Consider the following 15882-nt stretch of genomic DNA (forward strand, 5'->3'; position numbering starts at 1 on the left):
AAGTGTTCTCTAAATTGCGCACAATTCCCGCAGATAAGCCGTGTCCAGATGGTTCTCCACCAGGTCCGCCAGACGCTCAATGTCGCGCTCGCGCAACCCGTGATAGTCCACCGCCTGCACATCCTGCAAACCCGCCCAACGCAGCAGTGCACTGCACGCAGCCGGGGATTCAAACAAACCATGCAAGTAGGTGCCGAGCACCTGCCCGTCCGCACTCTGCGCGCCATCACATCGACCGTCCTGCAGGTGCACCGCGGGCCGTTCCAACGCTGCGCCCGTTGTCACGCCCGCATGAATTTCGTAGCCGCTGACCGCTGCGTTTTCCAGGGTCAAATGCCCGCGCACGTTGCGCAGCTGTTTCTCGGCCGCAAGCTCGGTGCTGAAGGCCAGCAAGCCCAGCCCATCGCTCGACCCCGCAGGCCCTTCAAGCCCCAGCGGGTCGTGAACCTGCTCACCGAGCATCTGCAAACCACCACAAATGCCCACTACTTTGCCGCCGTAACGCAAGTGACGGCGGATGGCCGTCTCCCAGCCATTGGCGCGCAAATAGGCCAGATCACTGCGCACACTTTTCGAGCCAGGAAGGATGATCAAATCCGCAGGCGGAATGGGCTGACCCGGCCCGACAAATTGCAAGTTCACCTGCGGATGCAAGCGCAAAGGGTCGAAATCGGTGTGATTGCTGATACGCGGCAGCACCGGCACCACCACATTCAACACTTGCTCCACCTTGTCGGTTTGACGCTGGTCAATACCGTCTTCGGCCTCAAGGTGCAGGTCCATCACATACGGCAGCACGCCTATCACCGGCTTGCCGGTACGCTGTTCAAGCCAGTCGAGCCCCGGCTGCAACAAGGCAATATCGCCACGAAAGCGATTGATGATGAATCCTTTAACCCGGGCCTGTTCTGTGGGCGAGAGCAGCTCAAGGGTACCGACCAGATGCGCAAACACCCCGCCACGATTGATGTCAGCAATCAGGATCACCGGGCAGTCGACGGCTTCGGCAAAGCCCATATTGGCAATATCACCGGCTCGCAAGTTGATCTCGGCCGGCGACCCTGCGCCTTCAACCATCACCACAGGGTATTGCTCGCTTAAACGCTGATGCGAGGCCAACACCGCTTGCATGGCGATGGCTTTGTAATCGTGATAGGCCACTGCATTCATGCTGGTCACTGCACGGCCATGGATAATCACTTGTGCGCCGGTGTCGCTGTTGGGCTTGAGCAGCACCGGGTTCATGTCTGTGTGCGGTGCCAACCCAGCCGCCTGTGCCTGTACCGCCTGAGCGCGACCAATCTCACCGCCCTCTGCGGTCACGGCACTATTGAGCGCCATGTTCTGCGGTTTGAACGGCACCACGCGCACGCCCTGACGTGTCAGCCAGCGGCACAATGCCGTAACCAGCGTGCTTTTACCGGCATCGGAGGTGGTGCCCTGCACCATCAATGTGCTCATGGACTTTCCTTGGTGTACGCCAACAACGCCTGCTCCAGCCTCAGCCAATCGCCTTCGGTTGCGGGCAAGCCAAAACGCACACTGCTGTTGTGGGGAAACAGACGCAACAAAATGCCGCGTTGCGCCATAAATTCGTAAAGCCGGTCAGCGTGTGGCGTGATCAACCACTGGAATAGTGCACAGCCGCCGTGTGGCATTAATTCGTGTGCACTGAGCAAGCGCGCCAGACGGGCGCCGGCCAGTTCGCTGCGCTCACGCTGGCGTTGCTGGCCTTGCGTATCAAGCAGGCAGGCCTTGCCGACAATCCGCGTCGGCCCACTGACCGCCCAAGGCCCGACCTGTTCGGCCAACAACTTGAGCAGTTTGAGTTCGGCCAGCACAAAACCCAGACGAACGCCGGCCAGACCAAAAAACTTTCCAAAGGAAGACAACACAATCAGTCCGGTTCGCCAGCTATGGGTCGCCAGGCTCAGATCAGGCGTGTTATCCATAAACGCTTCGTCAACCACCAGCCAGCCCCCGCGCTGTGCGAGCCGGGCATGCCACTCAAGCAAACGCTCGGGTGACAACTTCAAACCCGTGGGGTTGTTGGGGTTAACCACCACCAGCACATCCAGTGTTTCAAGGTAGAAATCGACTTCTTCCTCCATGATTTCCCGCACGATGTGCCCGCTGCGCCGCCACGCTTCAGCGTGTTCGGCATAGCACGGCGACAGCACGCCAACCTTGCCACTGCGACGCAGACGCGGCAGCAGTTGAATCGCACATTGCGAGCCCGGCACCGGCAGAACGTTCGGCGCGCCGTAGTACGCACAGGCAGCGTGCTCCAGACCGTCATCGGTTTCCGGCAAACGCGCCCAGGCACGCTCGGGGATGTCCGGCACTTCAAATGGCCAGGGAGCGAGACCGCTGGACAAGTCCAGCCAGTCCGACTCGGCAATGCCGTAATGAAGGACTGCCTGACGTAATCGGCCACCGTGTTCAAGCATAGAATTCACTCCCCACGCACAGGATCAATAACCATAACCACACACCGCGCTTCACCAGTTGCCAGCCCCGGTCGATGGCGTCGGCGTCGGCGGGTGCGCCTTCACCCAGTTGCGGGCGCTCATGCAGCTCGCCGTGATAAATCGCCGCGCCGCCCAGTTCAACCGCCAATGCACCCGCGCCCGCGGCCATGACCGGGCCAGCATTGGGGCTGTCCCATTTTGGCGCTTGGGTGCGCCAGCACTTCAGGGCGAGTCTGGTTTTGCCCAATACGGCGTAGGTCAACGCCACTAACCTCGCAGGAATATAGTTCAGCACATCGTCAATGCGCGCCGCCGCCCAGCCAAAACGCTCAAAACGCTCATTGCGGTAGCCCCACATGGCATCCAGCGTGTTGCTTAGACGATAGAGCACCACGCCCGGCGCACCGGCCACAACGAACCAGAACAACGCGGCGAACACTGCATCGCTGCCGTTTTCAAGCACCGACTCAGTGGCAGCACGGGCCACCTCGGTGGCATCCAGCTCACTGGTCTGGCGACTGACCAAATAGCCGACTCGCGTGCGCGCCTCATCCAGATCCTGGCTGCGCAATGCCTGAGCCACCGGCTGCACGTGCTCACCGAGGCTGCGCAGGCCCAGTGCGCAATACAGCGCCACAATCTCCACCAACCAGCCGATGTAGGGCAGCCATGACAATGCGGTGGCCAGCACCGTCAATGGCAGCACTGCCAGCACCCAAGCCGTTACGCCATGACTGCGCCAGCCACGCCCGCCGGAGTTGAAGCGCCGCTCGATACGATCGGCCATGCGGCCGAACGCCACCAGCGGATGCCAGCGTTTTGGCTCACCGAGCAGCGCATCCATCGCCACCCCGGCCACGCACAGCAAGGCCACACTCATGCACTGACTCCCCAATAATTCTCGTACACCAACTCGCTCAGTGGACGCGCTTGCGCCCACCCTTCCAGTACCAGCATGGGCGCCGGGTAAAACGCTTCGACGGGCCCCAGGCACAGCACAGCCAGAGGCTTGGCACCGGCGGGCAAACCCAGCAGGTCCGCCAGCGCTTGAGGTTCGAACAAAGAGACCCAGCCCATGCCCAATCCTTCGACACGAGCCGCCAGCCAGAGGTTTTGAATGGCGCAGGACAACGACGCCATGTCCATTTCCGGCAAGGTGCGGCGGCCAAAAATATGCTTGTCGCGGTCATCCATCAACGCAGCCACCAGGACCTCGGCGCAATCGTTGATGCCTTCAACCTTGAGCGTCATAAACTCATCGGAACGTTCGCCCAACGCCTCGGCAGTGCGCACTCGCTCCTCCTCGACCAGCGCTTGAATCTTGCCGCGCAGGGGGCGATCGGTGATGCGAATAAACCGCCAGGGCTGCATCAGCCCAACACTGGGCGCCTGATGCGCCGCTTCAAGTAAACGCGACAGCAGTTCAGGTGCCACGCTGCCACCACTGAAGTGGCGCATATCACGGCGTTCGGCGATGGCTCGGTAAACAGCAGCCCGCTCTACAGGGCTAAATGCGTTGTTGCTCATGACACCTTCACGGCGCACGGCGCAAGCAACGCGGCAATGGCCTGGGGATTGGACGGAAAGTAAAAGTGCACATATGACGCGGTCATGCGCCCATCGCGATACACCGCTTCTGCACCGCGCCCGCCATTGGGGCTCAAGCCCCGGGCGATGGGTTCAAGTTCGGTACTGGTCAACGAATGGTGGTAGGTGTGACCGCGTAATTGCCCTTCGGGCAGGTCGACGGCTTGTAATGCCAGCGCGGCCAGACGCTTTTGCATGGTTGCCTCACCGGCCAGCAAACCCACCAGCTCGGCACGCTGGCCGTCTACGTCGGTCAGGGCGTCAAGCAGATAAAGCATGCCACCGCATTCAGCCAGTAAAGGCTTGCCGCTGGCATGATGGGCGCGAATCGCTTCCAGCATCGGGCGATTGCGCGACAGCTCAAGGTGATGCAACTCGGGGTAGCCGCCGGGTAAATACAGACTGTCCGCTTCAGGCAATTGAGTGTCGCGAATCGGTGAGAAGAACAGCAACTCAGCGCCCATCTCACGCAATAACGCCAAGCTTGCGCCATAGGTGAAGGCAAATGCTTCGTCACGGGCCACGGCAATGCGCACACCCACCAACAGCGGTTCAACGATCACAGACTCGGGCGCGTCAAACGTCACCGCTGGTGGCAGCGCTACCTCGCAGGTACTGGCCAAGGCATTGGCCGCCGCATCGAGTCGAGCATCCAGGTCATTCAACTCGCTGGCTTGCACCAATCCCAGATGGCGGCTGGGCAACTCAATCCCGGTCTCGCGGGACAGCGCGCCATACCAGCGCAACCCTTCGGTCAAACTGCCTTCCAGCAACTGCGCATGGCGCACCGTGCCCACCCGGTTGGCCAGCACCCCGGCAAAAGGCAAGTCAGGCTGATAACGCGCCAGCCCCAAAGCCAAGGCCCCAAAGGTCTGGGCCATGGCCGTGCCATCAATCACACCCAGCACCGGCACCCCAAAATGCCTGGCCAGATCGGCACTCGAAGGCGTGCCGTCGAACAGCCCCATCACGCCTTCGATTAGAATCAGATCGGCCTCACCCGCCGCTTCCCACAGCAGGCGACGGCTTTCTTCAGCACCCACCATCCACAAATCAACCTGATACACCGGCGCACCGCTGGCACGCTCGAGGATCATCGGATCGAGAAAATCCGGGCCACATTTAAACACCCGAACCTTACGCCCCTGATTGCGATGCAAACGGGCCAAGGCGGCGGTAACGGTGGTCTTGCCCTGACCGGAGGCCGGTGCGGCGATCAACACCGCCGGGCAATGACGCGACTCTCTCATGCTTCAACACTCACAATTCGATGCCTTTCTGGGCTTTGATACCGGCTTGAAAAGCGTGTTTGATAACGCCCATTTCAGTCACCGTATCGGCCAGATCAATCAATTCAGGTTTGGCGCCACGGCCGGTGACCAGCACATGCTGCATCGGCGGCCGGGCTTGCAGGTCGCTCAACACCTGCTCAAGGTCGAGATAACCGTGCTTGAGCGCAATATTCAGCTCATCCAGCACCACCAGGCCGATGGCCGGATCGCGCAGCATTTCGCGAGACACTTGCCACGCCGCTTCGGCAGCAGCGATGTCACGCTGGCGGTCCTGGGTTTCCCAGGTAAACCCTTCGCCCATGACGTGATACCGAACTTGTTCAGGGAAACGGCGGAAGAAAATTTCCTCGCCGGTGCTGTTGCGGCCCTTGATGAACTGCACCACGCCGCATTGCATGCCGTGGCCCATGGCTCGAGCCAGCATGCCAAATGCTGAGCTGCTTTTACCTTTGCCATTACCAGTCAATACCAGCAGCAAGCCGCATTCGTTTGGCGAGCTGGCAATGCGCTCATCCATGACTGCTTTTTTGCGCAACATGCGCGCCAGGTGACGCTCGTCACGTTCAGGGGATTCATTCATGGCAGCTCTCCGTTGGGGCTGAATTAAGCAAACGGGAGGCGGGGGGAATTCTACAATCACACTGCATCGCCCGCCGCGAGAGTGCTGGATGGATCAGGCCGGTCTCCGGGCTCATAAGCGAGCAGCTCATTAATAGAGCAGCCCTTGGCCGTGCGCCTTCCCGTGAAAAAACACAGTGGCACTTGCGCGGCTTTTACTCATTTACCGTTGCGGGGGCAGCGCCGGGATCGTGGTCGCTGTGGTGATCACAGTCGCCTTCACCGGCTTCCCTGTTTCACTCGGCCAACCATGGGCTGCAGAGCACCTGAAACAAGCCGCGAAGGTTAGAGGGTTGGGGGGGGAGCGTCAATTAAAGCCGGTACTTCAGACGCCATGTCACACCTGCAATGAACCATTGGACACGTGCATGCCTCTACCGATAACAAGCCCTACAGCCCTGGAGATGTCACATGCTCAAACGCCAGCACGCGGTCGTCATCATACTTGCAGCAGGATTAGCGGCCTGCGGCGAAAGCTCAACCTTGCAAGTGTCTGACGGGACAGGCACATCCCCGAAATTGCCGGAACCGAACAAGACATTGATCCCGACCGTGAACATCGCCCCGGCCATTGGCTGGCCCTCCGGTGCTGCGCCCGTTGCCGCACCAGGCTTGAAGGTGGCGGCTTTTGCGCAAGACCTGGATCATCCGCGCTGGCTCTATGTCTTACCCAACGGCGATGTGCTGGTGGCCGAGACCAATGCGCCGCCGAAACCGGATGACAGCAAAGGCATTCGAGGCTGGGTCATGGAGAAGGTCATGGGCCGTGCCGGGGCCGGTGTACCGAGCGCGAACCGGATCACCTTGTTGCGCGACACTGACCATGACGGCATTGCCGACACCCGTACAGTGTTTATCGACAACCTCAACTCGCCTTTCGGCATGACGTTGGTTGGTAACGATCTTTACGTGGCTGACTCGGACAAGTTGCTGCGCTTCCCCTATCAAACCGGCGAGCAATCCATCAGTGGCAAGCCCACCACAATCGTCGACCTGCCGGGCGGCCCACTCAACCATCACTGGACCAAAAACGTTATCGCCAGCCCCGACGGTAAAAAACTGTATGTGACCGTGGGCTCCAACAGCAACGTGGGCGAGAACGGTCTGGACAAGGAAGAAGGTCGAGCTGCGATCTGGGAAGTTGATCCGGCGACTGGCAATCATCGTATTTTCGCGTCCGGGTTGCGTAACCCCAATGGCATGGCCTGGGAACCCAAGACTGGCAAACTCTGGACGGCCGTGAATGAACGGGATGAAATCGGCAGTGACCTGGTGCCTGACTACATGACCTCGGTGCAAGACGGCGGATTCTATGGCTGGCCTTTCAGCTATTACGGGCAGCATGTGGACAGTCGGGTGAATCCGCAAAATCCGGAGTTGGTCGCCAAAGCCATTGCCCCTGATTATGCCTTGGGCCCCCATACCGCCTCATTGGGCCTGACCTTCGCCGACGGCAGTCAGTTACCCGAGTTTAAAGAAGGCGCATTTGTAGGCCAGCACGGTTCCTGGAACCGTAAACCGCACAGTGGCTACAAGGTGATTTTTGTACCGTTTGCAGAAGGTAAACCGAGCGGCATGCCGGTCGATGTGCTGACCGGCTTTCTAAATGCGGATGAAAAAGCCCAGGGTCGTCCGGTCGGGGTAGTGATTGATAAGCAAGGAAACTTATTGGTTGCCGATGATGTGGGCAATACGGTGTGGCGTGTGTCAGCGAAGTAGGTGCTCGGCAAGCCAACCCTCACCCTAGCCCTCTCCCAGAGGGAGAGGGGACTGCTCACAGGAAATTCGCTATTACCGCACATCTGCCCCCTCTACCTCTGGGAGAGGGTTGGGGTGAGGGGCTTTTAACGGCTTACAGTTATGGAAGACGCGCCAGATGCTGTTCGGTCGGCAGCACGCGCTTGGCGTTCAGATAGGCTTTTTGCCAATAGGCTTTGGACAGGCTGTCCAGCTTGACCGTGCCGCCGGTCGCAGGTGCATGGACGAATCGACCTTCACCCACATAGATACCTGCATGACTGACCTGCGAACCGCCGTTGGTGGCGAAGAACAACAGATCACCGGTTTGCAGTTTGTCCTTGCCCACATTCTGCGCCCTCATCACGATCATCTCGCGCGTGGTGCGTGGCAACGATATACCCGCCATGTCGTTATAGACGTACTTGATCAACCCGCTGCAATCAAACCCGGAATCTGGCGTGTTGCCACCCCAGCGATAGGGCGTGCCTACCAGACTGAACGCACGAAACAGCACATCGGCGGCAATCGGCGATATTTCTTCCGGGACAGTACTGAACACAACCGGTTTGGCGACAGGGGCAGGCGGTGGAGGAGTGGCGCAGGCACTGAGCAATGCTGCTAGAGTCAGAAGTGTTGCGCGGGCCATGGTCGACATAAACAGAACTTCCTGATTCTGGATACGGCAACTGGGGCCGCGAAACCTGAAGCCGCGACAGGGGGCACCTTCGCGGCTTCAAGAATTTAACATTGCGACTGAATTCTAGCCCTTAGAATCCAAACTTCAAGTAAGACTTTAACTTTACTTGCGGGCAACTACGCTCGCAGGATTGGCGGGTGCCATTGCCAGAGCACGCTTGGCTTCGATAAAGGTCTTGCTCCAGTAGGAATCACCGAGATTATCGATCCGCACACCACCGCTGCGGCGGCTGCTGGAGTGGATAAACTGGTCATCGCCCAGGTAAATCCCGGCATGGCTGACACGACCACGGCCATTGGTGCTGAAGAACAACAAGTCACCTGGCTTGAGGTTGTTGCGGGCGACCAGCGGTGCTTTAACGTTGATCATTTCACGCGTGGAACGCGGCAGTTGCATGCCGGCTTCTTCGCGGAACAAGTAGCCGATAAACCCGCTGCAATCAAAGCCAGCCTCAGAAGTGCCGCCAAACCGGTATCGGGTACCGATCAAGGACATGCCGCGCTCAAGAATGCTGTCAGCCAAAGCCGGCAATTCGTAAGGCTTGCTGTTCTCGGAAAACTGTTCGAGTTCTTTTTCGGTGGCCAGTTCTTCCTGATAAAGAGCGGAAGTCTGCGATACCGATGTTTTTTGAGCTGATTGTTCAACCACTTGCTGCGAAACCGGCGTGTGTGCAGCACAGCCAAACAACAAGGTAACCAGTGCGAGGGGCACGAGGGGTGCAAAGCGCTTTAGCATGGGCACGACCGTGTCTTGTGGAAAAAGTAGCCGCGACTATGCCTTCTATGATCCTCATTTGCAAATTCAATCGATAAAAATGTGACTCTTCGGTTTTATCGTGACATGTGAGGGTCAAAACCTTTGTCAATAGCTTTTGCGTCTATCGATTCACCGATGGAGAGTGCCCAATGGGACGACACAGACGCATTGCTTGCGACGTGTTACCAGCCGAGGGTTTCTTTGAGGAAGGGGATGGTCAATTTTCGTTGCGCTTGCAGGGAGGCCTGATCCAGACGCTCCAGAAGATCGAACAGCGCACTCATGCTGCGGGTGCCGCGAGTCAATATGAAGTGCCCTACTTCGTCAGTCAGGTGCAGGCCTCGGCGCGATGCACGTAATTGCAAGGCACGTAATTTGTCTTCGTCAGACAAGGGGCGCATCTGGAAAATCAGCGCAAGCGTCAGTCGGGACTTAAGGTCAGCGAGTTTTATCGGCAACTCGCGAGGGGAGGCAGAAGCGGCAATCAACAGGCGACGGCCACTGTCACGCAGACGATTGAACAGGTGGAACAGCGCCTCTTCCCAATCAGCACGCCCCGCTACGGCCTGAAGATCATCCAGGCAGACCAGTTCGTACTGTTCAAGGTTATCGAGGATTTCAATGCCGCGATCCAGCAGTTCAGCCAGCGGCAGGTATACCGCAGGCTCTCCCATTTGCTCAAAACGCAGACAGGCGGCCTGGAGCAAATGCGTACGCCCTACCCCATGCTTGCCCCAAAGGTAGATCAGGCTTTCTGTCCAACCGGCGTCGGCTTCGCACAGACGTTCGACATAGCCGAGTGCAGCGGCATTGGCGCCTGGGTAATAGTTTATGAAGGTAGCGTCATCACGCAGACGCACACCTAGGGGCAGCTGAATCGGTTTCATGCTGACTGAACAGTTCAAGCGAACCGTTAGTGGCCTCTGTGTAAAGTTTGCAAAGTTTATACCCGTGTAGCCGGGCGCACAATGTAACAGACCACGAACAAAATCAAAGGTTTGCGTTAACAGTCTGGAATGGTTGAGTTTTTTCTGACACCAAGCGAGCTTGCGTCCCTACAAAAAAGGCGGGTTCACCCGAGGATGACCCGCCTTATCACAGCGTGACGCTTTACAACTCGGGGTCTTCTTCGCCCTTGAAGGCTTGAGAATCTTTATACATATCGTGCATATGGCGTACGAGAACCATGATGACGGCAGCCACTGGCAAAGCCAGCAGTACACCGGTAAAACCAAATAACTCACCACCGGCCAAAATCGCAAATATAACCGCGACCGGGTGCAGACCAATTCGGTCCCCCACCAGCAAAGGGGTGAGCACCATGCCTTCAAGCGCCTGCCCGACCATAAACACCGCCACGATGCCCAGCATCGGGTACAGATCGCCGCCGAACTGGAACAAACCTGCGATCAGTGCGGCGCCAATGCCGATGATAAAGCCCATATAAGGAACAATCGCCGCCAGACCGGCCATCAGACCGATGATCAGACCCAAGTCCAATCCCAGCAGCATCAACCCGGCTGAATAGATAACGCCCAACGCCAGCATCACCAACAACTGCCCACGTAAAAATGCGCCCAGCACGTCATGGCATTCTTCGGCCAGTGACACAATTTTATCAGCGCGATCACGGGGCAGAAGGCTGCGGATTTTAGCCAGCATGATGTCCCAGTCACGGAGCAGGTAGAACGCAACAACAGGAATCAGCACCAGATTGGCCAAAAAACCGACCAGAGCAAGGCTTGAAGTAGTCGCCTGTGAAAGCACGGCACCGACAATGTCACCCGCCTGCCCGATATGCTCGGTGATGGCGGCCTTGATCTTGTCGAAGTTCCAGAAAGAATCACCCAAGCCGAATTTGGCTTGCACCCAGGGCATGGCAGTATGTTGCAGCCAATCGAGCACCAGCGGGGCCAATTGATAAAGCTTCATCAATTGCTTGGCCAGCAAGGGCACAAGCACCAGCAACAACGCCACCAAAATGACAGTAAACAGCGTAAAAACCGTTACAACACCCCATGTTCTTGAAAAGCCGTACTTTTCCAGCCGGTCAACAACCGGGTCGAACATATAGGCCAGTACCACCGCGACCAGAAACGGCGTGAGTATGGCATGCAAAAAATAGACGAAAAGGATTGCAGCCAACACTACGCCCCACCACACCCATCGCCGCGAATCCGTCATGAACGATCATCCTTTATATAGAAGAGAAGCCTTACCAGCTAAATCGTAACTGCCCGGCCGACTCACCAGCGGGTGCTGACGCTTGCCCGTCGGCGGATACAGCAGGCGCCTGATCAGCCGGCACTTCGCGCAACTGAGCCAAGCCCAGCTGTGAGCGCAATTGCTCGGTGCTGCCGTTTACCCGATAAACAGCACGATCACCTTCAATGCGTTGAAGTTGGCCGCCAAAGGGTTCCAGTAAACGGCCCATTTGAGCGTAGTGCTCAAGATTCATACCCTGAACTTGCAACATCTGCTCTGTGGCGACGCCCGGTTTGACCGCGTAACGCGGCGCCAGACGCTGGCTCACCTGAAGCATGACTGCATCGGCCAGCGCAGCTTGATCTGGCGCCTCGGCACTGCCTTGCTCTTGCTGATCGCCCACCCACAAGCGCCACTTGGCAGCCCACTTGCCATCGTCTTCGCGAGCGTGAACAGCCAGAAGCGCATCAGCCCCGTAACGCTCGGATGCCTCTTTCAACGGAGCGGGATTACTGCCCTCAAGATTCTCTGCAGTGCCCACCAACTGCTCGCTCAAGTCCGCCAAGGGTAAACGCAACGGCAGGCCGCGATGCTGCGCGGCACGGCGCAACGGGTCGGCGGCTGACTGACCATCGCCCACCAGGCTTGAGCCTTCAACCGAATCGCTCAACCACCATCCCAGCAGCGCGGGACGATTGCTGCCCCACAAGGACAGCCCGGCCTGACGCAAGGCACGATCGGTGCTCACGGGGTCAAAGTCGACCTGCAGACTTTCGGGCGGGCCCGCGTCATAGCCGTATTGGCTAATAATCTGTTGAGGATCTTTGCGGATGGCTTCCAGAGCCGGGTTTTGCAGCGCCTTGGCATCCCCAGTCAATCGCAACACCAATGTTTCCAAGGCTTTTTGCGTGGCCTGGGTACGCTCCTCAGGTGTTTGACTGGTTACCGGCTCGCGCACTTGGTACAGCCCCGTAAGAATTTCAGCGTGACTGGCCAAACTGAAAAAAGATAAACAACCCACAGCGATAAATTGATGAAAACGCATTAAAAATTCCTGACGGCCAATAACACTATTGAAAAGCCGTATAAAAACACTCGATAAGGTGTCAGACAGGCCCGCGGCCGAATCATTCACTGACGCATCGCCGTTTTCATTCGGTCATAAAAAATCAAAACACTGCGGCTATACCTTATTACAAGCTTCCTGACACGGGTGAAAAAAGGTTTTTTTGGCAGATATGCCCCTACCCGTCGGCCCGAGGATGGCCGCTGCCCTTCAAGCCTGATAAAATCGCGCGCCTTCGCAGACCGGCGACAGTCGGGCGCCCTGCCAGTGCTCTGTTTCATCCCTTGAGCCTGCGCAAACCCGCCCTCTGAACTCGGTCGATACCCCCGAATCCCCCCTAAAGGCCTGGATTATGAGCAAGCAACCATCCCTGAGCTACAAAGACGCCGGTGTAGACATCGACGCCGGTGAAGCATTGGTCGAACGCATCAAGAGCGTGGCCAAGCGCACTGCACGCCCGGAAGTGATGGGCGGCCTCGGCGGTTTTGGCGCCCTCTGCGAAATCCCGGCTGGCTACAAGCAGCCTGTTCTGGTTTCCGGCACCGATGGCGTAGGCACCAAGCTGCGTCTGGCACTGAACCTGAACAAACACGACAGCATCGGTATCGACCTGGTGGCCATGTGCGTGAACGACTTGATCGTTTGCGGCGCAGAACCTCTGTTCTTCCTCGACTACTACGCCACTGGCAAGCTCAACGTCGAAACCGCCACCCAAGTGGTCACCGGCATCGGCGCTGGCTGTGAACTGTCCGGTTGCTCGCTGGTAGGCGGCGAAACCGCAGAGATGCCTGGCATGTACGAAGGCGAAGACTATGACCTCGCCGGTTTCTGCGTGGGCGTAGTCGAAAAATCCGAAATCATCGACGGCTCTAAAGTTGCGACGGGCGACGCCCTGCTCGCCCTGCCGTCCTCTGGCCCGCACTCCAACGGTTACTCGCTGATCCGCAAGATCATCGAAGTGTCGGGTGCCGACATCGAAAACATCCAGCTCGACGGCAAACCACTGACCGACCTGCTGATGGCGCCAACCCGTATCTACGTCAAGCCGCTGCTCAAGCTGATCAAAGAAACCGGTGTGGTTAAAGCCATGGCCCACATCACCGGTGGTGGCCTGCTGGACAACATCCCGCGCGTTCTGCCAAAAGGCGCGCAAGCCGTGGTTGATGTTGCCAGCTGGCAGCGTCCGGCTGTTTTCGACTGGCTGCAAGCACAAGGCAATGTCGACGAGCACGAAATGCACCGCGTGCTGAACTGCGGCGTTGGCATGGTGATCTGCGTGGCTCAGGCCGACGTTGAGACCGCGCTGAACGTGCTGCGTGAAGCTGGCGAGCAGCCTTGGGTCATCGGCCAGATCGCAACCGCCGCTGAAGGTGCTGCACAAGTTGAGCTGCAAAACATCAAGGCACACTAATGCCTGATACCTGTGATGTGGTGGTGCTGCTTTCCGGCACCGGCAGCAACTTGCAGGCCTTGATCGACAGCGATGACGTCAAGGACAGCCCGGCCACTCTGCGCGCGGTGATTTCCAACCGCGCCGACGCCTACGGCCTGCAACGCGCCAAAGACGCGGGTATCGCTACCCGCGTACTGGATCACAAAGCATTCGAGGGCCGCGAGGCCTTCGATGCTGCACTGATCGAAGTCATCGACACATTCAAACCGCAACTGGTGATTCTGGCCGGATTCATGCGCATCCTCAGCGCTGATTTCGTGCGTCACTACCAGGGGCGACTGCTCAACATCCACCCTTCGCTGCTGCCCAAATACAAAGGGCTGCACACCCACCAGCGCGCGCTGGATGCCGGTGATCGCGAACACGGGTGCAGTGTTCACTTCGTCACCGAGGAACTCGATGGCGGGCCTCTGGTCGTACAGGCAGTGATACCGGTAGAGTCTGACGACTCAGCCCAACGCCTGGCCCAACGGGTTCACGCACAGGAACACAGGATCTATCCTCTTGCAGTGCGCTGGTTTGCCGAAGGGCGTTTGTCACTTGACGAACAAGGCGCATTATTAGACGGTCAATTACTTGCGGCCAGCGGCCACTTGATACGAACCTAGGAGACATTATGCGTCGTGCCCTGCTCCTCGCCCTCAGCCTGCTGGCTATTCCAGCAGTGCAGGCGGCCGATCTTCAGCCTTTCACCGCCAGCTACACCGCCGACTGGAAACAGTTGCCCATGAGCGGTTCTGCCGAGCGCAGCCTGACCAAAAACAGTGACGGCAACTGGACCTTGAATTTCAAGGCCTCCATGATGATTGCCAGCCTGACCGAAACCAGCACCTTCAAGGTTGAGAACAACAGCTTGCTGCCGTTGACCTATACCTTCGAGCGCGGCGGCTTGGGCAAAGCCAAGAAGGTCAATCTGGACTTTGACTGGGCCACCAAAATGGTGACCGGCACAGAGAACAAGGACCCGGTCAAACTGCCACTGATTTCCGGCATGCTCGACAAGTCCACTTATCAGCTGGCGTTGCAGCGTGATGTGGCTGCCGGCAAAAAAAGCATGAGCTATCAGGTGGTTGAAGGCGAAGACGTCGATACCTATGACTTCCGCGTGCTCGGCCCGGAAAAGGTCGAAACCAAGGCTGGCTCCATTGATGCGATCAAAGTCGAACGTGTTCGCGATCCGACCAAGAACAAACGCACGACCGTGATGTGGTTTGCCCCTAAATGGGATTCGCTGCTGGTTCGCCTGCAACAGGTCGAAACAGACGGCAAGGAATACAACATCATGCTGCTGGACGGCACGGTGGGTGGAAAAACCGTTAAAGGCGATTAATTTTCTGCCTTGGATGTCCACCTGAAAACCTCGCTTCGGCGGGGTTTTTTTTCGTCTGAAACGCTAGAAACATGAAACTTTTGTCATAAAACTATCGCTCGAATTCGTAAACACCCCGCCCACAAAGGGCTGTAGCCATTCAGTGCTTTTGCGCAACATGACAGCCGCGCCCTTAGCTATTTACGTAGGGAGCTAACAGATTCTATAAAGAAGGCCTGCGACGCCTTGCCGCAGGCCTTCTTCAGAATTGGGAGCAAACAGATGACTATTAAAGTAACTGAGCGCGACGATTCACGTATGTTCCACCAACTGGTTGCCCACGGTGTTCACCTGTGGGATGTCCATCAAGAAGACATTTTGGTGGGCATGTTCCACCGCGAAAGCGACGCTCACAGCTATAAAGCCGAGCTGGAAAAGCTGGAAGCGCAGAAACGCCAGGCATGATTCACTGAAACTACAGTCTTGAAAAACACAAACCCCGCCGAAGCGGGGTTTGTTGTATCCGGGCTCGCGATGTTTGTGTAGCCGCTGACGAGCAGCGCGAGGCTGCGTTCGGTCGCGAAGCGATCGCAAACCGGCCACTGACGTTTTAGCTGCTGTACCGGATTGAATGGGTTTACGACGGCTGCGCCGCCGATCGCAGCCTTCGTTCCTCGTCAGCGACTAC

The 15882-nt window shown here is 57.9% G+C and carries 16 protein-coding genes and 1 riboswitch; of the genes, 5 read left to right on the forward strand and 11 right to left on the reverse strand.

The window, feature by feature from the left end; genetic code table 11:
* Positions 1–9: 9 nt before the first annotated feature.
* From GHN86_RS07460 to cobO, 6 genes are read right to left on the reverse strand one after another with little or no spacing between them, the layout of a single operon-like run.
* Positions 10–1461 (reverse strand): cobyric acid synthase, encoded by a 1452-nt coding sequence (locus GHN86_RS07460; RefSeq protein ID WP_153376933.1) that lies wholly within the window; start codon positions 1459–1461, stop codon positions 10–12.
* Positions 1458–2450 (reverse strand): threonine-phosphate decarboxylase CobD, encoded by a 993-nt coding sequence (cobD, locus tag GHN86_RS07465; protein ID WP_153376932.1) that lies wholly within the window; start codon positions 2448–2450, stop codon positions 1458–1460. Before cobD ends, GHN86_RS07460 begins: the two co-directional genes overlap by 4 nt.
* A complete protein-coding gene (gene cbiB / locus GHN86_RS07470; protein WP_153376931.1) occupies positions 2443–3351 on the reverse strand; it encodes an adenosylcobinamide-phosphate synthase CbiB in 909 nt (302 codons plus the stop codon). Before cbiB ends, cobD begins: the two co-directional genes overlap by 8 nt.
* Complete coding sequence (bluB, locus tag GHN86_RS07475) at positions 3348–3998, reverse strand: 5,6-dimethylbenzimidazole synthase (RefSeq protein WP_153376930.1); 651 nt, start codon at positions 3996–3998, stop codon at positions 3348–3350. The genes cbiB and bluB overlap by 4 nt, the downstream gene beginning before the upstream one ends.
* Positions 3995–5308, reverse strand: coding sequence for a cobyrinate a,c-diamide synthase (locus GHN86_RS07480; RefSeq protein ID WP_153376929.1), 1314 nt, complete (start codon positions 5306–5308; stop codon positions 3995–3997). The genes bluB and GHN86_RS07480 overlap by 4 nt, the downstream gene beginning before the upstream one ends.
* Before the next feature lie 10 nt (positions 5309–5318).
* Entirely contained in the window at positions 5319–5930 is a 612-nt protein-coding gene (gene cobO, locus GHN86_RS07485; protein ID WP_153376928.1) for a cob(I)yrinic acid a,c-diamide adenosyltransferase, read from the reverse strand.
* Positions 5931–6008: 78 nt separating this feature from the next.
* Positions 6009–6253, reverse strand: a riboswitch (cobalamin riboswitch).
* Positions 6254–6379: 126 nt separating this feature from the next.
* Here cobO and GHN86_RS07490 point away from each other — a divergent pair.
* Positions 6380–7687: a PQQ-dependent sugar dehydrogenase gene (locus GHN86_RS07490; RefSeq protein WP_153386309.1), complete on the forward strand. Its 1308-nt coding sequence runs from the start codon at positions 6380–6382 to the stop codon at positions 7685–7687.
* A 139-nt stretch (positions 7688–7826) separates the two neighbouring features.
* Here the strand turns inward: GHN86_RS07490 and GHN86_RS07495 are convergent, their stop codons facing one another.
* From GHN86_RS07495 to GHN86_RS07515, 5 genes are all read right to left on the reverse strand, one after another.
* Positions 7827–8363 (reverse strand): C40 family peptidase, encoded by a 537-nt coding sequence (locus GHN86_RS07495; protein WP_153376926.1) that lies wholly within the window; start codon positions 8361–8363, stop codon positions 7827–7829.
* 144 nt (positions 8364–8507) lie between these two features.
* Positions 8508–9140, reverse strand: coding sequence for a C40 family peptidase (locus GHN86_RS07500; protein WP_153376925.1), 633 nt, complete (start codon positions 9138–9140; stop codon positions 8508–8510).
* A gap of 203 nt (positions 9141–9343) precedes the next feature.
* Positions 9344–10048 carry a DnaA regulatory inactivator Hda gene (gene hda, locus GHN86_RS07505; protein ID WP_122784630.1) on the reverse strand — a complete coding sequence of 235 codons (705 nt, stop codon included), beginning with the start codon at positions 10046–10048 and terminating at the stop codon, positions 9344–9346.
* A gap of 223 nt (positions 10049–10271) precedes the next feature.
* Positions 10272–11345 (reverse strand): AI-2E family transporter, encoded by a 1074-nt coding sequence (locus GHN86_RS07510; protein WP_153376924.1) that lies wholly within the window; start codon positions 11343–11345, stop codon positions 10272–10274.
* Between the two features lie 31 nt (positions 11346–11376).
* Positions 11377–12411: a DUF2066 domain-containing protein gene (locus tag GHN86_RS07515; RefSeq protein ID WP_153376923.1), complete on the reverse strand. Its 1035-nt coding sequence runs from the start codon at positions 12409–12411 to the stop codon at positions 11377–11379.
* A 373-nt stretch (positions 12412–12784) separates the two neighbouring features.
* Between GHN86_RS07515 and purM the strand changes: the two genes are divergently transcribed.
* From purM to GHN86_RS07535, 4 genes are all read left to right on the forward strand, one after another.
* The gene (purM, locus tag GHN86_RS07520; protein WP_122784633.1) at positions 12785–13843 is read left to right on the forward strand and encodes a phosphoribosylformylglycinamidine cyclo-ligase; all 1059 of its coding nucleotides are present in this window, start codon (positions 12785–12787) and stop codon (positions 13841–13843) included.
* Positions 13843–14493, forward strand: a complete 651-nt coding sequence (gene purN / locus GHN86_RS07525) for a phosphoribosylglycinamide formyltransferase (protein ID WP_153376922.1) — start codon at positions 13843–13845, stop codon at positions 14491–14493. Before purM ends, purN begins: the two co-directional genes overlap by 1 nt.
* 8 nt (positions 14494–14501) lie before the next feature.
* Positions 14502–15215 carry a DUF3108 domain-containing protein gene (locus GHN86_RS07530; RefSeq protein ID WP_153376921.1) on the forward strand — a complete coding sequence of 238 codons (714 nt, stop codon included), beginning with the start codon at positions 14502–14504 and terminating at the stop codon, positions 15213–15215.
* A gap of 261 nt (positions 15216–15476) precedes the next feature.
* On the forward strand, positions 15477–15659 hold the full coding sequence (locus GHN86_RS07535) for a hypothetical protein (RefSeq protein WP_016779856.1): 183 nt from the start codon (positions 15477–15479) through the stop codon (positions 15657–15659).
* Positions 15660–15882 lie beyond the last annotated feature (223 nt).

This window comes from Pseudomonas helleri, from assembly GCF_009600315.1.
In the GTDB taxonomy this organism is placed as follows: domain Bacteria; phylum Pseudomonadota; class Gammaproteobacteria; order Pseudomonadales; family Pseudomonadaceae; genus Aquipseudomonas; species Aquipseudomonas helleri_A.

What these genes read in the sequence shown, in the direction of transcription:
- GHN86_RS07460 (WP_153376933.1), bottom strand. Translation starts at nt 1,461, where the DNA reads ATGAGCACATTGATGGTGCAGGGCACCACCTCCGATGCCGGTAAAAGC.
- cobD (WP_153376932.1), bottom strand. Translation starts at nt 2,450, where the DNA reads ATGCTTGAACACGGTGGCCGATTACGTCAGGCAGTCCTTCATTACGGC.
- cbiB (WP_153376931.1), bottom strand. Translation starts at nt 3,351, where the DNA reads ATGAGTGTGGCCTTGCTGTGCGTGGCCGGGGTGGCGATGGATGCGCTG.
- bluB (WP_153376930.1), bottom strand. Translation starts at nt 3,998, where the DNA reads ATGAGCAACAACGCATTTAGCCCTGTAGAGCGGGCTGCTGTTTACCGA.
- GHN86_RS07480 (WP_153376929.1), bottom strand. Translation starts at nt 5,308, where the DNA reads ATGAGAGAGTCGCGTCATTGCCCGGCGGTGTTGATCGCCGCACCGGCC.
- cobO (WP_153376928.1), bottom strand. Translation starts at nt 5,930, where the DNA reads ATGAATGAATCCCCTGAACGTGACGAGCGTCACCTGGCGCGCATGTTG.
- GHN86_RS07490 (WP_153386309.1), top strand. Translation starts at nt 6,380, where the DNA reads ATGCTCAAACGCCAGCACGCGGTCGTCATCATACTTGCAGCAGGATTA.
- GHN86_RS07495 (WP_153376926.1), bottom strand. Translation starts at nt 8,363, where the DNA reads ATGTCGACCATGGCCCGCGCAACACTTCTGACTCTAGCAGCATTGCTC.
- GHN86_RS07500 (WP_153376925.1), bottom strand. Translation starts at nt 9,140, where the DNA reads ATGCTAAAGCGCTTTGCACCCCTCGTGCCCCTCGCACTGGTTACCTTG.
- hda (WP_122784630.1), bottom strand. Translation starts at nt 10,048, where the DNA reads ATGAAACCGATTCAGCTGCCCCTAGGTGTGCGTCTGCGTGATGACGCT.
- GHN86_RS07510 (WP_153376924.1), bottom strand. Translation starts at nt 11,345, where the DNA reads ATGACGGATTCGCGGCGATGGGTGTGGTGGGGCGTAGTGTTGGCTGCA.
- GHN86_RS07515 (WP_153376923.1), bottom strand. Translation starts at nt 12,411, where the DNA reads ATGCGTTTTCATCAATTTATCGCTGTGGGTTGTTTATCTTTTTTCAGT.
- purM (WP_122784633.1), top strand. Translation starts at nt 12,785, where the DNA reads ATGAGCAAGCAACCATCCCTGAGCTACAAAGACGCCGGTGTAGACATC.
- purN (WP_153376922.1), top strand. Translation starts at nt 13,843, where the DNA reads ATGCCTGATACCTGTGATGTGGTGGTGCTGCTTTCCGGCACCGGCAGC.
- GHN86_RS07530 (WP_153376921.1), top strand. Translation starts at nt 14,502, where the DNA reads ATGCGTCGTGCCCTGCTCCTCGCCCTCAGCCTGCTGGCTATTCCAGCA.
- GHN86_RS07535 (WP_016779856.1), top strand. Translation starts at nt 15,477, where the DNA reads ATGACTATTAAAGTAACTGAGCGCGACGATTCACGTATGTTCCACCAA.